General features: G+C 64.6%; 16 protein-coding genes and 1 pseudogene. 14 read left to right on the top strand and 3 right to left on the bottom strand.

Annotated features, from left to right (window positions below):
- Window positions 1-249 carry a hypothetical protein gene (locus BW11_RS06500; RefSeq protein ID WP_140445001.1) on the bottom strand — a complete coding sequence of 83 codons (249 nt, stop codon included), beginning with the start codon at window positions 247-249 and terminating at the stop codon, window positions 1-3.
- Here BW11_RS06500 and BW11_RS06495 point away from each other — a divergent pair.
- The 7 genes and pseudogenes from BW11_RS06495 to BW11_RS06465 all read left to right on the top strand — a co-directional run bounded on the left by BW11_RS06495 (window position 248) and on the right by BW11_RS06465 (window position 6,271).
- Window positions 248-1,351, top strand: a complete 1,104-nt coding sequence (locus BW11_RS06495; protein ID WP_140445000.1) for a phosphotransferase enzyme family protein — start codon at window positions 248-250, stop codon at window positions 1,349-1,351. The two genes, BW11_RS06500 and BW11_RS06495, sit on opposite strands and share 2 nt — an antisense overlap.
- Window positions 1,351-3,018 (top strand): UDP-glucose--hexose-1-phosphate uridylyltransferase, encoded by a 1,668-nt coding sequence (locus BW11_RS06490; RefSeq protein WP_140444999.1) that lies wholly within the window; start codon window positions 1,351-1,353, stop codon window positions 3,016-3,018. Before BW11_RS06495 ends, BW11_RS06490 begins: the two co-directional genes overlap by 1 nt.
- 75 nt (window positions 3,019-3,093) lie before the next feature.
- Window positions 3,094-3,906 carry a glucosamine-6-phosphate deaminase gene (nagB, locus tag BW11_RS06485; RefSeq protein WP_140444998.1) on the top strand — a complete coding sequence of 271 codons (813 nt, stop codon included), beginning with the start codon at window positions 3,094-3,096 and terminating at the stop codon, window positions 3,904-3,906.
- A 290-nt stretch (window positions 3,907-4,196) separates the two neighbouring features.
- A pseudogene (locus tag BW11_RS11960) lies at window positions 4,197-4,487 on the top strand (amidohydrolase family protein); the annotation flags it as partial.
- Between the two features lie 67 nt (window positions 4,488-4,554).
- Entirely contained in the window at window positions 4,555-5,472 is a 918-nt protein-coding gene (locus tag BW11_RS06475; protein WP_140444996.1) for a D-hexose-6-phosphate mutarotase, read from the top strand.
- Between the two features lie 194 nt (window positions 5,473-5,666).
- Window positions 5,667-5,864: a type II toxin-antitoxin system HicA family toxin gene (locus BW11_RS06470; protein ID WP_109136690.1), complete on the top strand. Its 198-nt coding sequence runs from the start codon at window positions 5,667-5,669 to the stop codon at window positions 5,862-5,864.
- Complete coding sequence (locus BW11_RS06465; protein WP_140444995.1) at window positions 5,861-6,271, top strand: type II toxin-antitoxin system HicB family antitoxin; 411 nt, start codon at window positions 5,861-5,863, stop codon at window positions 6,269-6,271. Before BW11_RS06470 ends, BW11_RS06465 begins: the two co-directional genes overlap by 4 nt.
- A 65-nt stretch (window positions 6,272-6,336) precedes the next feature.
- On the opposite strand, the gene BW11_RS06460 is transcribed toward BW11_RS06465, so the two are convergent.
- Window positions 6,337-7,593: a site-specific integrase gene (locus BW11_RS06460; protein WP_140445089.1), complete on the bottom strand. Its 1,257-nt coding sequence runs from the start codon at window positions 7,591-7,593 to the stop codon at window positions 6,337-6,339.
- Window positions 7,594-7,800: 207 nt separating this feature from the next.
- Window positions 7,801-8,895, bottom strand: coding sequence for a redox-regulated ATPase YchF (ychF, locus tag BW11_RS06455; RefSeq protein WP_140444994.1), 1,095 nt, complete (start codon window positions 8,893-8,895; stop codon window positions 7,801-7,803).
- A gap of 460 nt (window positions 8,896-9,355) precedes the next feature.
- Between ychF and BW11_RS06450 the strand changes: the two genes are divergently transcribed.
- The 7 genes from BW11_RS06450 (at window position 9,356) to BW11_RS06420 (ending at window position 15,041) form a co-directional block, all read left to right on the top strand.
- Window positions 9,356-10,018 (top strand): amino acid ABC transporter permease, encoded by a 663-nt coding sequence (locus BW11_RS06450; protein ID WP_140444993.1) that lies wholly within the window; start codon window positions 9,356-9,358, stop codon window positions 10,016-10,018.
- On the top strand, window positions 9,996-10,721 hold the full coding sequence (locus tag BW11_RS06445; RefSeq protein ID WP_140444992.1) for an amino acid ABC transporter permease: 726 nt from the start codon (window positions 9,996-9,998) through the stop codon (window positions 10,719-10,721). Before BW11_RS06450 ends, BW11_RS06445 begins: the two co-directional genes overlap by 23 nt.
- On the top strand, window positions 10,714-11,523 hold the full coding sequence (locus BW11_RS06440) for an amino acid ABC transporter ATP-binding protein (RefSeq protein WP_140444991.1): 810 nt from the start codon (window positions 10,714-10,716) through the stop codon (window positions 11,521-11,523). The genes BW11_RS06445 and BW11_RS06440 overlap by 8 nt, the downstream gene beginning before the upstream one ends.
- A gap of 79 nt (window positions 11,524-11,602) precedes the next feature.
- The gene (locus tag BW11_RS06435) at window positions 11,603-12,469 is read left to right on the top strand and encodes a transporter substrate-binding domain-containing protein (protein WP_140444990.1); all 867 of its coding nucleotides are present in this window, start codon (window positions 11,603-11,605) and stop codon (window positions 12,467-12,469) included.
- 156 nt (window positions 12,470-12,625) lie between these two features.
- Window positions 12,626-13,111: a D-aminoacyl-tRNA deacylase gene (gene dtd / locus BW11_RS06430; RefSeq protein ID WP_107044427.1), complete on the top strand. Its 486-nt coding sequence runs from the start codon at window positions 12,626-12,628 to the stop codon at window positions 13,109-13,111.
- A 103-nt stretch (window positions 13,112-13,214) separates the two neighbouring features.
- Entirely contained in the window at window positions 13,215-13,898 is a 684-nt protein-coding gene (locus BW11_RS06425; protein ID WP_140444989.1) for a haloacid dehalogenase-like hydrolase, read from the top strand.
- A gap of 99 nt (window positions 13,899-13,997) precedes the next feature.
- Window positions 13,998-15,041 (top strand): zinc-dependent alcohol dehydrogenase family protein, encoded by a 1,044-nt coding sequence (locus tag BW11_RS06420; RefSeq protein WP_140444988.1) that lies wholly within the window; start codon window positions 13,998-14,000, stop codon window positions 15,039-15,041.
- The last annotated feature ends 13 nt before the right edge of the window (window positions 15,042-15,054 follow it).

The following is a 15,054-nucleotide window of genomic DNA, read 5'->3' as shown; positions in this document are numbered from 1 at the left end:
TCAAAAAATTGTCCTGATGATAATGGAAATTGTGCTGACCGAACAGCATAATCCAATCGCGAAAAACATCAAAACCATTATCATTCCAAGGATTTCATACTCCCATAAAATCGAAGCGCCTTGCAGGGCCTGTGTTTGAATATCAGTGAAGGACATCTGCGGATTGCGGTCGGCGAGGAAGTCGACGGCAGTCCGCGCGAACAGACGAGCGGCGCGAACCGCAACGCGCGCACGAAGGAAGGAACCCATGGCAACCATCGATAACGAGCTCGCCGCCGTAGCGGACCTGTTCCAGCTGGAAGGCGAGGTCGAGAGCATCGAGCCGTATGGCGACGGTCATATCAACGTCACCTATCTGCTGGTCACGAACCAGCGCCGGTACATCCTGCAGAAGATGAACACGAGCATCTTCCCGGACACCAAGAACCTCATGCGCAATATCGAGCTCGTCACCGAGTTCCTGCGCGGACGCGGCCAGGAGACGCTCGACATCATCCCCACCAAGGACGGCCGCACCTACGCGGACATCGCGTCCGGCGCGTGGCGGGTGTACAGTTTCATCGACCATACGGTCTACTACAGCCTCGTGCCGAATGCGGACGTGTTCCGCAAGTCCGGCGCGGCGTTCGGCAAGTTCCAGCAGACGCTCGCCGAGTTCGACGCCTCGCAGTTGACCGAGCCCATCGCCCACTTCCACGACACCCCGCATCGTTTCGCCGACTTCACGGCCGCGCTCGCCGAGGACAAGCTCGGCCGTGCCGCCACCTGCCAGCCGGAGATCGACTTCTTCCTGAAGCAGGAGAATCAGTACGCCGCGGTGACGGACGGGCTCGCCGACGGTTCCATCCCGCTGCGCGTGACCCACAACGACACCAAGCTCAACAACATCCTGATGGACGCCGAAACCGGCAAGGCCCGCGCGATCATCGACCTCGACACCATCATGCCGGGCTCCATGCTCTACGACTTCGGCGACTCCATCCGCTTCGGCGCCTCCACCGCGCTCGAGGACGAGAAGGACCTCGACAAGGTGCACTTCAGCACCGAGTACTTCCGCGCGTACGCCGAGGGCTTCATCGGCGCCGTGCACGAGAGCGTCACGCCGCGCGAGGCCGAGCTGTTCGCGTTCGCCGGCAACCTGATGACCATGGAATGCGGCATGCGCTTCCTCGCCGACTATCTGGCCGGCGACACGTACTTCGCCACCAAGTACCCCGAGCACAATCTGGTGCGCGCCCGTACGCAGATCAAGCTGGTGCAGGAGATGGAGGCCAAGGCCGGCGAGATCCGCGCCATCGTGGACGAAGTGCTGGACGGCGCCGGCGCCGGAGAAGCGGGGGAGGGACGCTGATGACCGAGACAACCGCCGCATCCGCCACGGCTGTGCCCGCTGGCGACCGTTCCGCGCTCGCCGCCGTGTACGCTTCGATCGACGCGCTAGTTGACTTCGCCGTGCGCAACCTCGACCTCGACCCGCGCGACGCCGACTGGATGCGCAACAACATCTTCGCCTTGTTCGGGCTGGATTCCTACCAGGCCGAAGCTGCCTCAGCTTCGGTCCCCTCTGATGAGCGCGCCACCGGCGATGCCTCTTCCCACTCGGCTCCCTCTGATGAGGGGGCTGTCGGCGAAGCCGACCGGGGGAGAGAATCCATCAGCAAATCAATCAGCGAATCCTTCGCCTACCCTGACGCCCTGCTGGCCGACTTCCGCGCCGCAGCCACCGCGGCCGGACTGTTCGAGGCGGAGGAGGGCCCGGTGTATGCGGACATCATCATGGGCCTGCTCTCCCAACGGCCCTCCTATGTGGAGGACCGGTTCACCGTCATCGAACTCGACGGAAAGACCGACGGGGAATCCGGCGGCATGACCGCCATGCACTGGTTCTACCGCTACTGTGTGGCCAACAACTACGTCAAGAAGGCCGTGCTCGACAAGAACCCGCGTTTCGACTCGCACGGGCTGGTCATCACCATCAACCTTGCCAAGCCCGAATTCAAGAACATGAAGAAGGCCGCCGCCGGCAATTCGGTGGCCGGCGGATACCCGAAGTGCACGATCTGCCACGAGAACGAGGGCTTCGCCGGACGCAACAAGCGCACGCTGCGCACCATCCCGGTCACGCTCGGCGGCGAGCCGTGGTTCTGGCAGTTCTCCCCATACGGCTACTTCCGCCAGCACGGCATCTGCGTGAACACGCAGCACACGCCGATGCATGTGGACCGCGCCACGTTCGTCCATCTGCTCGACTTCGTGGACCGTTTCCCCGGCTACTTCCTCGGCTGCAACGCCGCTTTGCCGCGCATCGGTGGCTCGGTGCTCGCCCACGACCACTATCAGGGCGGCGGCGAGCTGCTGCCGATGCACAAGGCCGCCGCGTGGGTCACGTTCGCCGTGCCCGACTTCCCGGACACCGTGGTCGAGATCCTCGACTGGCCTGGCACCGCCGTGCGCGTGGTCTCACCATCGCGCGAGCACATCGTGAAGGTGTCCGACCGCATCCGCGAGGCATGGGTGAACTACGACGACCCGCAGCAGGATATCGCCAGCCACGACGCGGACGGCAACCGCCAGTCGGCCCTCTCGCCGAGCGCCATCATCACCGGCCGCGGTTACGAGATGAGCCTGATCTTCCGCAACAACGCGGTGAGCGAGGAATACCCCGAGGGCATCTTCCACGCGCATCCCGAGTTCTGGACTATCAAGCAGGAGCCGATCGGACTCATCGAGGCGCAGGGCCTGTTCATCCTGCCCGGCCGTCTGGTCGATCAGCTTGGCAGGCTCGAGGCGGCGCTCGCGGCCGGCGAGCCGCTGCCGGAGGATTGCACGGAGTTCCACCGCCAATGGGATGAAATTGCTGCCAAGCTGGACGGCGCGCACGACCCGGAGACGATTCATGCCGCCGTCGAGGACGAAGTCGGCAGCGTGTGCGAGCGCATCCTCGGCAACACCGCCGTCTTCAAGGACAAGCACACCACCGCCCAGTTCCTCAGGAGCCTCGGCATGGTGCTCCGGTAATCGCTATATCCCATCACATAAATCAATCGCAATCATCGATTCATCAGCAGTCATCACAACGGAAAGGAACTGATTATGGCTGAAGTGATCATCGTGAAGGATCAGGAGGAGGCCGGCCAGATCTATGGTCGTGCGGTGGCTGATCTGATCAAGTCGAAGCCGGACGCGGTGTTGGGTCTGGCCACGGGTTCGAGCCCGTTGGCCGCCTACCGGGCGCTGGCGCGGATCGTGCGTGACGAGTCGATCGACGTGTCGCGTGTGCGTGGTTTCGCGTTGGACGAGTATCTGGGATTGCCGTTGGATCATCCGCAGTCGTATCATTCCACGATTCATCGCACGGTGGTCGAGCCGTTGGGTCTGGCCCCGGAGAAGGTGCATGTGCCGGGCGATATCCTGGATGGCGCCCCGTTGGAGGACGGCGAGCGGATCGCGTTGGCCGGTCCGGCCTATGATCGTGCGATCGAGGCGGCCGGCGGCATCGACGTGCAGATTCTGGGCATCGGCACGGACGGGCATATCGGGTTCAACGAGCCGGGCTCGTCGTTGGCGTCGGGCACGCGTGTGAAGACGCTGGCGGAGCAGACGCGCATCGACAACGCGCGTTTCTTCGATGACGACGTCAGCAAGGTGCCGACGCATTGCATCACGCAGGGCATCGGCACGGTGTTGAAGGCCCGTCATCTGGTGTTGCTGGCGTTCGGTTCGGGCAAGGCGGAGGCGATCGAGGAGACGGTGGAGGGCGGCGTGTCCGCGTTCTGCCCGGCGTCCGCGCTGCAGCTGCATCCGCATGCGACGATCATCGTGGACGAGGAGGCGGCCTCGCGTCTGCGTCACAAGGACTACTACCGGTACGCGTACGCGCACAAGCCGGCCTGGCAGGGCATCTGACCGGTCGGGACTCGGGGTCCGGATGTGAAGGAGCATGACGTATGACGGTTGAGGATAGGCGGGCGGTCGTCGCCCGGGTGACGACCGCGTTGGAGGGCGATGTCCGGCCGGTCGCGATTCGTGGGGCGCGCAAGGTGGATGCGCGTGGCGTGCGTTCGGGCTGGTGGGTCGTGTCGGACGCGCGCGGCGTGATCGTCGCCTCAGGCTCGGCGGGCGTGGATGGTTCGGGCGAGGAGGCGTTCGAGCACGCGTGCCGTTCGGCGGGCATCGACCCGGCCGCGCGTGGCGCGGTGGTCGACGGGCACGCGCGCCTGGTCTCCAACGGCGCGATCGCCGGCTCCACGCTCACCTTGGAGGTCGCGGTCCAACGCGCGGTCAACGAACTCGGGTTCGCGCCCGCCGACGCCGTCGAGGCCGCCACCCTGACCCCGGCCCGCGCGTTCGGCTTCGACCGGCCCAACCCCGTCACCGGCGCCCCGCTCGGCCTGGTCGCCCCCGGATACGCCGCCGACCTCAACCTCCTCGGCCCCACCGACTGGACCGTCCAACACGTCTGGTGCGCCGGACGACAGCTCAGGTAACGGCTCGGTACCTGTTGAGATACCGGTAATCCGTCTACCAAATCCACGTTTGCTTTCCGAGGTCATCATGCCTGATTTCGTCATCCGCACCTTGTCCAACGCCGGCGGCACTGCGGCCATCAGCGATTACGGCGCCCATCTCCTGCGGTGGGCGCCTGCCGGCCAGCCGGACGTCATCTGGACGCCGTCCACTTGGCGCTTCGAAAATGGTCGTCCCCTTGGCGGAGGCGTACCCATCTGCTTCCCGTGGTTCGGCCCCGGATATGCGCATGGCCGTCAGACCGCGAAAAGCTCGATCCACGGGTTCGCCCGGCGCTCGTGGTGGCACCTCGATTCTGACTCGTTCGCCGGAGGCCAACCCACCGGAGACCAGTCCGCCGGGGGCCAGTTAGCTGGCAGCTGCATACGGTATGTGCTGGAGCCTGCCGATGCGCCGGCCGGTGAGATTCCATGGCTGGATGACGAACCGAATCCACGATTCCGCGCCGTCTACGACGTGACGTTGCAATCCCGCTCGCTCACGATGGCCCTGACCGTCGCCAATACCGGAGAGGCGCCGCTCACCTTCGAGGCCGCGCTGCACTCGTACCTGCATGTCGGTGACCTTGACGGAGCTCGACTGCGCGGACTCGAAGGCAGCACGTATCTGGACGCCACAATCGCCGGTTTCCCGCCGAAAACGCAGGCCGACGCGGACGTGACGTTCGGCGACAGCGCCGTCGATCGCGTCTATTATTCGGATTATCCGCTGGAACTGCACGACGCCGTACTCGACCGGACCATCCGAATCGACAAGTCCGGCTCCCCTCAGACCGTGGTGTGGAATCCCGGCAGGACGGGCGGCGAGGCATTCGCCAACACCCGTCCAGGTGCCGGCGAATGGCGCGGTTTCGTGGCTGTCGAGGCTGCCCTCTGCCGCGACAAGGCCGTCACCCTCGCCCCCGGCGTCTCCCACACGCTCGCCCAGACCCTGACCGTGGCGTGAGTGATAGCGCTACCTTTCGGCCGTAGTCATCAACAATCTCCTATTCCTCATTCACATCGCCACGCATCTTTATGTTTGCTAACGGCACTTGCGCCTTTCCGCTTCGGCGGACTTGACGAAATACACCCCGATGTTACATCTCACCAAGTTCTCACCGGTTGACTTCAATACGCATTATGCGTATCATACATGCTATGAGGTTCAAGGAAATCGAGAAGATACTCCGCAAGGACGGATGGCGGCTCTACTCGCAGAGCGGAAGCCACTGCCAGTACACGCACCCGGACAAGCCCGGAAGGGTCACCGTCCCGAAGCACAACGGGGACCTTGCGCCGTTCACCGTCAAATCGATATGGAAGCAAGCCGGAATCAACGAAAGAAGGATCAAATGAAACTCGTCTACCCGGTCGTTCTCTACCCGTCTGGGGTCCCCGGCGGATACACCGTGCTCTGCCCGGACATGCCCGGCCTTGTCACCGAGGGCCGCAACCTGCCCGAAGCGCTCGACATGGCCGTGGACGCGGCCAGCGGATGGGTGCTCGGCGAGCTCGAGGAGGGGCGACACGAGCCGCACGCCACCGACATCGCCGACGTGAAACCGGAGGAACCGGGCGGCATCGTCACCCTCATCAGCCTGGACATGGACGCATACGCTGAAAAATACGGCAAAAAAAGCGTACGCAAGAACGTGACCATCCCCGCATGGCTCGACACGTTCGGCGAACGCGAGGGAATCAACTACAGCCAAGTGCTGCGCGAAGGCCTTGAGCATCGATACAACGATCTGCAGAACGCGTGACCGGCCCGCACGAAGACAGCCCCGGCCGCTCTTTGCGAGCGCCGGGGCTTCGTTGTTGGTTTCGTCTATGCGGCTTCCTCGATGACCTCGGCTTCGATGACGTCGGTGTCATCATGGAGTTCGGGGATGGCCTGACCGAGGAGTTTGGCGAGGCTGTCCGCGTCCCGATGGGTGTAGCGGTTGGTCATCTGGATGCTGGTATGGCCCATGATGGCGGTGCGCGCATCGTCGGGCATGTTCGCGCGTGCCGTCATGCTGGCGGTCCAGTGTCGTGCGCTGTGCACGTTGACCATGGGCAGGTCGGCGGCGGCGAGCGCCTTGCGCCAGTTGTAGCGTTCGCTGCTGCGGATCGGGTTGCCGCGCTGGTTGGTGAACACGAGCTCGTGCTGGCCGATGTCCAATCGTTTGATGCGCGCCCATAGGCGGTCCCATAGGCTCGTGGAGATGGGCACGAACCGTTTGGCGGCGAGCGTCTTCGGGGTGGTGAGCCATAGGATGCCGTACAGGTGCTCGGCTTTGAGCCATTTGGGGATCTCCACTTCGTCGGGTCGGCCGTACGGCTGGATCTGCTGCTGCACGTGGATGCCTGGCACGCCGTCGCGCATCTCGAGCTCGTAGGGCATGAGCGCGTACCGTTCGCCCTCCCTCATGCCGGCGGCGAACGCGAGTTCGAACAGGAGCATCCATGATTCGTCCACGTCCGTCGTCGGCTGTGGGCCGCGTCGGGTCGCGCCCCGGTCGGGCACGGCGTCTATCAGCCGTTTCGGCTGGTCGGGCGAGAGGATGCGCGCCTCCGTGGGCTCCACGCGGGGTGGTCGGCCCCTGCGGCATGGATCCACGGGGATGAGCTCCTCGAGTTCGGCCTGGTCGAGCATCATCTTCAGGCTCACATAATGGTCCTTGAGCGTGGAGGGTGCGAGCCGCTTGGATAGGACGCGCATGCACTTGCGGATGTGGTCGGCGGTCAGGTCGGTCAGGCGCACATGGCCGATGACCTCCATGCACGCGTTGATGCGGCCGGCGCGCGTGTGGTACGTGGTGGGCTTGACGTTCGTCTTGTATTCCTCGAGCCAGCGTTCCGCGTAGTCCTTCAGGTACGGGGACTTCGCGCCGGGGATGAGGCCGGTGCGCTCCATCTGCGCGATCTTCGCGTCGAACCGTTCACACGCCTCCGCCTTCGTGCGGCCCTTGGCGGAGATGAACCGGCGTCTGCCGGTGGCGGGGTCGCGATCGATCTCGCGGCGGAACTCCCACCGTCCGTCAGAACGGTGGATGATGGTGCCGGCGCCCTTCGTGCGCCTCTGGCCGTTGGCTGCCGTGATTGTTGCCTCCCTGGTCGGGAGTGCCTTCGAATGTCCGCCGGAAAGCACCCCTCAAAAAGGGCACTCTATGGGCACTCTATCCGGGCCACAAACGGCCAGATACGGGCCATAATCGGCCATTCCCCGTGAATTGAAAAACGGCGAAATCCACCCATTCCCGGAAACCGGAAACGTTGGAATTCCGCCGTTTTCGAGGGGTGCTAGACCCTACTTGCTGACGTTGAACTTGAACTCGACGATGTCGCCGTCCTGCATCACGTAGTCGCGGCCCTCCTGACGGAGCTTGCCCTCCTCCTTGATCTGCGCCATCGAGCCGTTCGCGGCCACGAAGTCGTCGTAGGAGACGATGTCGGCCTTGATGAAGCCCTTCTCGAAGTCGGTGTGGATCACGCCGGCGGCCTGCGGTGCGGTCCAGCCCTTGTGAATCTGCCAGGCGCGCACCTCCTTTTCGCCGGCGGTCAGGAACGTCTGGAGGCCGAGGATGTCGAAGCCGACGCGGGCCAGCTGATCGAGGCCGGACTCCTTGAGTCCCGCGTCCTCGAGCATCTCGCGGGCGTCCGCCTCGTCCAGATCGGTCAGATCGGCCTCGAACTGGGCGTTGAGGAACACGGCCGGCGCCGGGGCCACGGAGGCGGAGAGCTTGGTCCTGAGCTCGTCGTTGGCCAGCTCGTCGTCGTCCACGTTGAACACGTAGATGAACGGCTTGGCGGTCATCAGGTGCAGGTCGTAGACGGAGTCCTTGTCGAAGCGACCCTCACGGGCGGCCTTGTCGAGCGTCTCGCCGTTCTCGAGGATCGTCTTCGCCTCCTTGACGGCGTCGAAGTACTCCTTCTCGATCTTCTTGCCCCTGAGGTCCTTCTCCAGCTTGGGCAATGCGTTCTCGATGGTCTGCAGGTCGGCGAGGATCAGCTCGGTGTTGATCGTGTCGATGTCGTCGGCCGGATCGACCTTGCCGTTGACGTGCACGATGTCGTCGTCCTTGAACGCGCGCACGACCTCGCAGATCGCATCGGCCTCGCGGATGTTCGCGAGGAACTTGTTGCCCAGGCCCTCGCCTTCGGAGGCGCCCTTGACGATGCCGGCGATGTCGACGAACGTGACGGTGGCGGGCACGATCTTCTCGGTGTGCACCAGCTTGGCGAGCACCGGCAGACGATCGTCCGGCAGCGGCACGATGCCGGTGTTCGGCTCGATGGTGGCGAACGGGTAGTTCTCCGCCAGGACGTTGTTGCGGGTGAGCGCGTTGAACATGGTGGACTTGCCGACGTTCGGCAGTCCGACGATTCCGATAGTTAAAGACATGCCTTCCAGTCTAAGACGGAAAGCGACAAGCGCCACCGGTTCGTGGCAGGGCTCGTGGCAGCGTCGTGGGCCACGTATCGGACGGCGCCGATTCGGAACAATCAATGGCGGGATATAAACGCCGCTCATAGCCGAGGGCGGGGAGAGACCTCGTCACCCCTTGGGCGACGCCGCACAGGAGGGTGTGAAACCGTTGCAACCGTTGGGATCATGCGGTGCCGCACATGTCGCGCAGAACGTCCCGTGCATGCATCCGCTGTCTGCGCATCCCGCCGCCTTGGACGTGCGCGAGCGCACGGACGGCGAAACGGCGGTGCGGGAAGCCGCTACGCTGGGTGCCGTCGAAGCAATCGCAATCCCCGCGCCACAACGTGCGGGCGAGGAGAGAGAAGGACGCGCGAACCGTGTGCGTCAACGACATCGAAGACATCGAAACGGGAACGGGAAGGAGGAACGACCTGTGAGCTGGGCTGCCATCTTGTCGGCGCTGCCGATCTTCGAGAAGGCGTTCGTCGTCACGCTGCGGCTGTCCGCGATCAGCGTGACGCTGGCCGCGGTGCTGGGACTCGTCCTCGCGCTGGTGCGTGAATACCGGGTGCCGGTCCTCGCGCAGGCGAGCTCCGTATTCGAGGAGCTGTTTCGCAACACCCCGCTGCTGATCCAGCTGTTCTTCCTGTACTACGGACTGCCGTCCGTGGGCGTGAGGTGGAGCGCCGAGGCGTGCGCCGTGATCGGCATGTCGGTGTTCGGCGCGGCGTACATGTCCGGCGCGTTCACCGGCGGGTTCAGCGGCATCCCGCGCGTGCAGAAGGAGTCGGCGCGCGCTCTGGGACTCTCGCCGCTGCAGATGATCCGCCATGTGACCCTGCCGCAGGGGCTGACCCGAAGCGTGCCGGCGGTCGCCGCGAACGTGATCTTCATGGTCAAGGAGACCTCCGTGTTCACCGTGATCGCGGTGCCGGAGCTGACCAACACGGCCCGCGACCTGATCGGCATGTACTACCGCAGCGACGAGTATCTGCTCATGCTGGTGGTCGCCTACGCGATCATCCTGATCCCGTTGTCGGTGCTGCTCACGCTGCTGGAAAGGAGGGTTCGTCGTGGTACTTTCGGCGATGACTGATCCGCTGCACGTGGCGCTCGCCTCCGGCATGGACGTGCTGTTCGTCGGCGACAATCTCACCCGTCTGCTGTCGGGTCTGGGCACATCCGTGACGGTGGCCGGACTGGCCCTGCTGGCCGGCATCCCGCTGGGCGTCGTCCTCGGCGCCCTGCGCACCCTGAGGAACCCGGTGCTGCGCGCCGTGCTGCGCCTGTATCTGGAGTTCTTCCGCATCGTGCCGACGCTGGTGCTGCTGTTCCTGTCCTACTACATCCTGCCCAGGGAGCTGGGCGTGCAGGTCGACGGCGTGACCGTCGCGGTCGTCGCGTTCGGCCTGTGGGTGTCGGCCGAGATCAGCGACATCGTGCGAGGAGCCCTGATCTCCGTGTCCGAGCATCAGGTCGACGCGGGACGGGCGCTGGGCATGAGCGGGCTGCAGCTGCTGTGGTACGTGCGCATCCCGCAGTCGGTCAACCTCATGATCCCGGCCGTCATCAACCTTGCGGCGCGCGTGATCATGACCACGTCGCTCCTGCTGCTCATCAGCGTCATCGACGTGGTCACCGTTGGCCAGCAGATCATGGAGGCCAACCGCATGACCCATCCGGACGCCGCGTTCTGGGTGTACGGATTCATCTTCTTCCTGTACTTCATCATCTGCTGGCCGCTGGCGATGATCGCCAGGGCACTCGAGAAGCGAGCCAAGGAGCGTAACAATGGCTGACAACACGCGAACGACCACGGCGCCCGGCGGCGTCACGCCGAACGAGGCGGGGGAGGAGCCGCTGCTCTCGGTACGCCATCTGCGCAAATCCTACGGCGACCACGAGGTCCTCAAGGACGTGAGCTTCGACGTGCACCGCGGTCAGGTGCTGGTGTTGCTCGGCCCCTCGGGCTCCGGCAAGTCCACTCTGATCCGATGCCTCAACGGTCTGGAGACCATCCAGGGCGGCGAGATCCGCTTCAAGGGTAGGGTCGTGCCGAACAACAACGAACGGGCGTGGCGCGCGCTGCGCACCGAGATCGGCATGGTGTTCCAAAGCTACGACCTGTTCCCGAACCTCACGGTCGCCAAAAACATCGAACTCGGCCCGACCAAGGTGCAGAAGCGCGCCAAGGCCGAGGTCGACGAGCAGATGGACCGTCTGCTCAGGGACGTGCAGCTCACCGAATACAAGAACGCCTATCCGCGCGAGCTGTCCGGCGGACAGAAGCAGCGCATCGCCATCGTACGCGCCCTCGCGATGAACCCGGAGCTCATGCTCTTCGACGAGGTCACCGCATCGCTCGACCCCGAGATGGTCCGCGAGGTCTTGGAGCTCATGCTCCGACTCGCGAAACGGCACATGACGATGATCGTCGTCACCCACGAGATGGAGTTCGCCCGCCGCGTCGCCGACACCGTCATGTTCCTCGAGAACGGGGTGATCCTCGAACGCCAGTCCGGAGACGACTTCTTCACGCATCCGGCGACGGACCGCGCCAGAAGCTTCCTCGACAGCATGTCGCCCGTCGGCGACGAATGACGACACACACCCACCACACGTACCCATCCGCAACAACCAGAAAACAACCAGAAACACAGAAAAGAGAAGAGGAACCATCATGTTCAACCTCAAGCGCATCGCCGCCGGCGCACTCGCCGCCGTCACGCTGATCTCCGTCGCCGCATGCGGCAACGGTCCGGACCCGGCCGCAGCCGGCGCCTCCGGATCGGGATCATCGTCATCGCAGCAGGGCCAGACCGTCGACCAGATCAAGAAGGCCGGCACCATCCGCATCGCCACGTTCGGCGACCTGCCGCCCTACGGCTACGTGAAGAACGACGGCACCCGCGCCGGCTACGACGTCGCCCTCGGCAACCAGATCGGCAAGGACCTCGGCGTCAAGGTCGACTGGGTGCAGGTCAACGCCGACGGCCGCGTCGACTCGCTCAAGAGCGACAAGGTCGACCTCGTCCTCGCCAACTTCACCGTGACGGACGAACGCAAGCAGGTCGTCGACTTCGCCGAACCGTACATGAAGGTGTCCATCGGCGTCGTCTCCCCGGACAGCGCGAAGATCACCAGCGCCGACCAGCTCAAGGGCAAGGACCTGGCCGTGACCAAGGGCACCACCGCCGAAACGTACTTCACCGAGAACTACCCCGACGTGAATCTCCAGAAGTTCGACTCCAAGACCCAGCAGTTCCAGGCGTTCAAGGACGGCCGCGTGGCCGCGCTCGCCGACGACAACACGTACCTGTACGCGTGGGCCAAGGACAATCCGGGATTCACCGTGGGCGTCAAGACCCTCGGCGACGAGTCCACGATCGCGCCCGCGGTGAAGAAGGGCAACAAGAGCCTGCTCGACTGGACCAACAAGGAGATCAAGACCCTGACCGCCGACGGCTTCTTCGAGAAGGCGTACGAGAGCGAGCTCGCCCCGAGCTTCACCTCCGACATCAAGCCGGAGGACGTCATCATCAAGTGACGTCGCGTCGTCCCGCATCGGCCGCGGGCATCATCCGCATTCCATGATCGATGGGGCGGCGGCTTTCCCGATAATGCTCGGAAAAGCCGCCGCCCCATCGTCGCGCATGGACCTAGGTCCCGGGGTGCGCGGTATCACGTGGCATAATCGTGACTCATGCGCATCGTCATCCAGAGAGTGTCACAGGCAGGCGTCGACGTCGTCAACGAGTTGGGCGAGGTCGACCCCACGTTCGAACCGCAGCAGATCGGCCCCGGATACATGATCCTGGTCGGCGTGGCCGATGCGGACGGCGACGCCGAGATCGCATGGCTCGCCCACAAGGTGCTCAACCTGCGCGTGTTCGAGGACGAGCGCGGCAGGATGAACCGCTCCATCCAGGACATCGGGGGCGAGATCCTGTCGATCTCGCAGTTCACGCTGTTCGCCGACGTGCACAAGGGCAATCGTCCCAGCTTCATCGCGGCGGGCGGGCCGGAGCATGCGGATCTCGTCTGGATCCGGTTCAACGAGGCGCTTCGTTCGGGAGGTCTCGTCGTCAGGGAGGGGCGTTTCGGCGCCCACATGCGCGTCGGACTGGTCAACGACGGCCCGGTCACCATCGCCATCGACACCGACGTGGACATGCCGCGCAGGGCGTGAACCCCGGAAAGCCGCGCCGTTCTCGCGTCGCGGCTTTCCCCGAACCGTCCGTTCCCCTATAGTGGGGCGTTGAGTGAAAGCGGGAAGCGCAAAGGGGAACGGCATGCGGGTGTTCGACTTCGACGGGACGATCTACGACGGGGAGAGCCTGTTCGACCTCTACCTGTTCAGCGCGAGATACGACATGAAGGTGTTCCGTCACATCGCCCCGGTGCTGCGCTACGCGATCAAGTACAAGCTCGGTCGCGCCACGCTCGAGCAGATGGAGCGCGGCGTCGGCAAGGTGGCGCGCAGATACCTCAGGGACCTGTCCACGTCCAGGGGGATCGACGAGCTGCGCACCAGCCGGCTCGACGCCGTCGCCAAAGCCGGGCTCGACGGGGACGTGATGGTCGCCGACGCCTCGGTCATCGGGGCCGACGATCTGACCGGCGGACTCAGATCGCTGGTCAACGCGTTCTGGGACCGCAACATGCGCAAGATCAAGCCATGGTACGACCCACGCCCCGACGACGTGATCCTCACCGCCTCGTTCGACGTGACGGTGGGGGAGGCGTGCAGGCGACTCGGCGTCGAACGGCTCATCGCCTCGACCATCGACCCGGAGACGTTCGAGGTCACCTATCTCAACTTCAACACGAACAAGCCCAAGCGGCTGCGCCAGGTGCTGGGACCGGATGCGGTGATCGACGAGTTCTACACCGACAGCAAGTTCGACCAGCCGATGATCGACATGGCGCGCAAGGGGTTCATGGTCAGAGGCGACGTCATCACCCAGGTGAAGTGAGACGTCGCCTCATCCGGCGTGTCGCGTATTTGCCCTTCGAGCGCTTCAACGGCGTAGCGTGGAATCCGTAAAAGCCAATGTTCGACTTAAGGAGTGCTGATGAGCGAGACGATGAAAGCCGCGATCTTCGCGAAGCCGGGGGAGATGACCGTACGCGAGGTGCCGAAGGCGCGGATCGAACAGGTCGGAGACGCCGTGGTGCGCGTCGTGCGCGCCTGCGTATGCGGCTCCGACCTGTGGTATTTCCGAGGGCAGAGCGCCCACCCGCACAACAGCCAGATCGGCCATGAGGCGATCGGCGTGGTCGATGAGGTCGCAGACGCCGTCACGTCGGTCCGACCGGGCGATTTCGTCGTGCTGCCGTTCCCGTACAGCTGCGGCACATGCCCGGTGTGCAGGGCCGGCTTCGAATCGGTCTGCCCGCACGGCGGATACTTCGGCGCCAGCCAGGCCGAGTACGTGCGCGTCCCCGAGGCCGACGGCACCGTCGTCAAGGTGCCCGGCTCACCCGAGGACTACGACGACGAGACGCTCGCCTCACTGCTCACGATCGCCGACGTGATGTCCACCGGATACCATGCGGCCGTATCCGCCGAGGTCAGGCCCGGCGACACCGCCGTGGTCATGGGCGACGGCGCGGTGGGCCTGTGCGGCGTACTGTCCGCCCGCATGCTCGGCGCTGGTCGCATCATCGCGATGAGCCGTCACGAGGACCGTGCGGCGCTCGCCCGCGAGTTCGGCGCGACCGACATCGTGGCGGAGCGCGACCAGGCCGCCGTCGACAGGGTGCTGTCGATGACCGGAGGCTACGGTGCGGACGCGGTGCTCGAATGCGTGGGCTCCAGGCAGTCGTTCGACACGGCGCTGGGGCTTATCCGACGCGGCGGCGTGATCGGCCGCGTCGGTCTTCCCCATGACGTCGAGATCAGCGCCGAGGGCACGTTCTACGGCAACATCGGCATCAAGGGCGGACCTGCGCCGGTGCGCCACTACGATCTCGAGGCCGGGCTGCTCGACGCCGTGCTGGAGCGCCGGATCGACCCCGGCCGCGTGTTCACCGGCATCTACGATCTCGACCATATCCAGGAGGCGTACGAGGCGATGGACCGTCGCGAGGTCATCAAGTCGCTGATCCGATTCTGATCGGACATATACT

The organism is Bifidobacterium sp. UTCIF-38 (assembly GCF_006454495.1).
GTDB classification, from domain to species: domain Bacteria; phylum Actinomycetota; class Actinomycetes; order Actinomycetales; family Bifidobacteriaceae; genus Bifidobacterium; species Bifidobacterium callitrichos.
This window is presented reverse-complemented; position numbering and strand designations above follow the sequence as displayed.

Coding starts and splice junctions, on each gene's coding strand:
- BW11_RS06500 (WP_140445001.1), bottom strand. CDS start 249: ATGGGTTCCTTCCTTCGTGCGCGCGTTGCGGTTCGCGCCGCTCGTCTG.
- dtd (WP_107044427.1), top strand. CDS start 12,626: ATGCGCATCGTCATCCAGAGAGTGTCACAGGCAGGCGTCGACGTCGTC.
- ychF (WP_140444994.1), bottom strand. CDS start 8,895: ATGTCTTTAACTATCGGAATCGTCGGACTGCCGAACGTCGGCAAGTCC.
- BW11_RS06465 (WP_140444995.1), top strand. CDS start 5,861: ATGAAACTCGTCTACCCGGTCGTTCTCTACCCGTCTGGGGTCCCCGGC.
- BW11_RS06420 (WP_140444988.1), top strand. CDS start 13,998: ATGAGCGAGACGATGAAAGCCGCGATCTTCGCGAAGCCGGGGGAGATG.
- BW11_RS06475 (WP_140444996.1), top strand. CDS start 4,555: ATGCCTGATTTCGTCATCCGCACCTTGTCCAACGCCGGCGGCACTGCG.
- BW11_RS06490 (WP_140444999.1), top strand. CDS start 1,351: ATGACCGAGACAACCGCCGCATCCGCCACGGCTGTGCCCGCTGGCGAC.
- BW11_RS06425 (WP_140444989.1), top strand. CDS start 13,215: ATGCGGGTGTTCGACTTCGACGGGACGATCTACGACGGGGAGAGCCTG.
- nagB (WP_140444998.1), top strand. CDS start 3,094: ATGGCTGAAGTGATCATCGTGAAGGATCAGGAGGAGGCCGGCCAGATC.
- BW11_RS06435 (WP_140444990.1), top strand. CDS start 11,603: ATGTTCAACCTCAAGCGCATCGCCGCCGGCGCACTCGCCGCCGTCACG.
- BW11_RS06495 (WP_140445000.1), top strand. CDS start 248: ATGGCAACCATCGATAACGAGCTCGCCGCCGTAGCGGACCTGTTCCAG.
- BW11_RS06440 (WP_140444991.1), top strand. CDS start 10,714: ATGGCTGACAACACGCGAACGACCACGGCGCCCGGCGGCGTCACGCCG.
- BW11_RS06470 (WP_109136690.1), top strand. CDS start 5,667: ATGAGGTTCAAGGAAATCGAGAAGATACTCCGCAAGGACGGATGGCGG.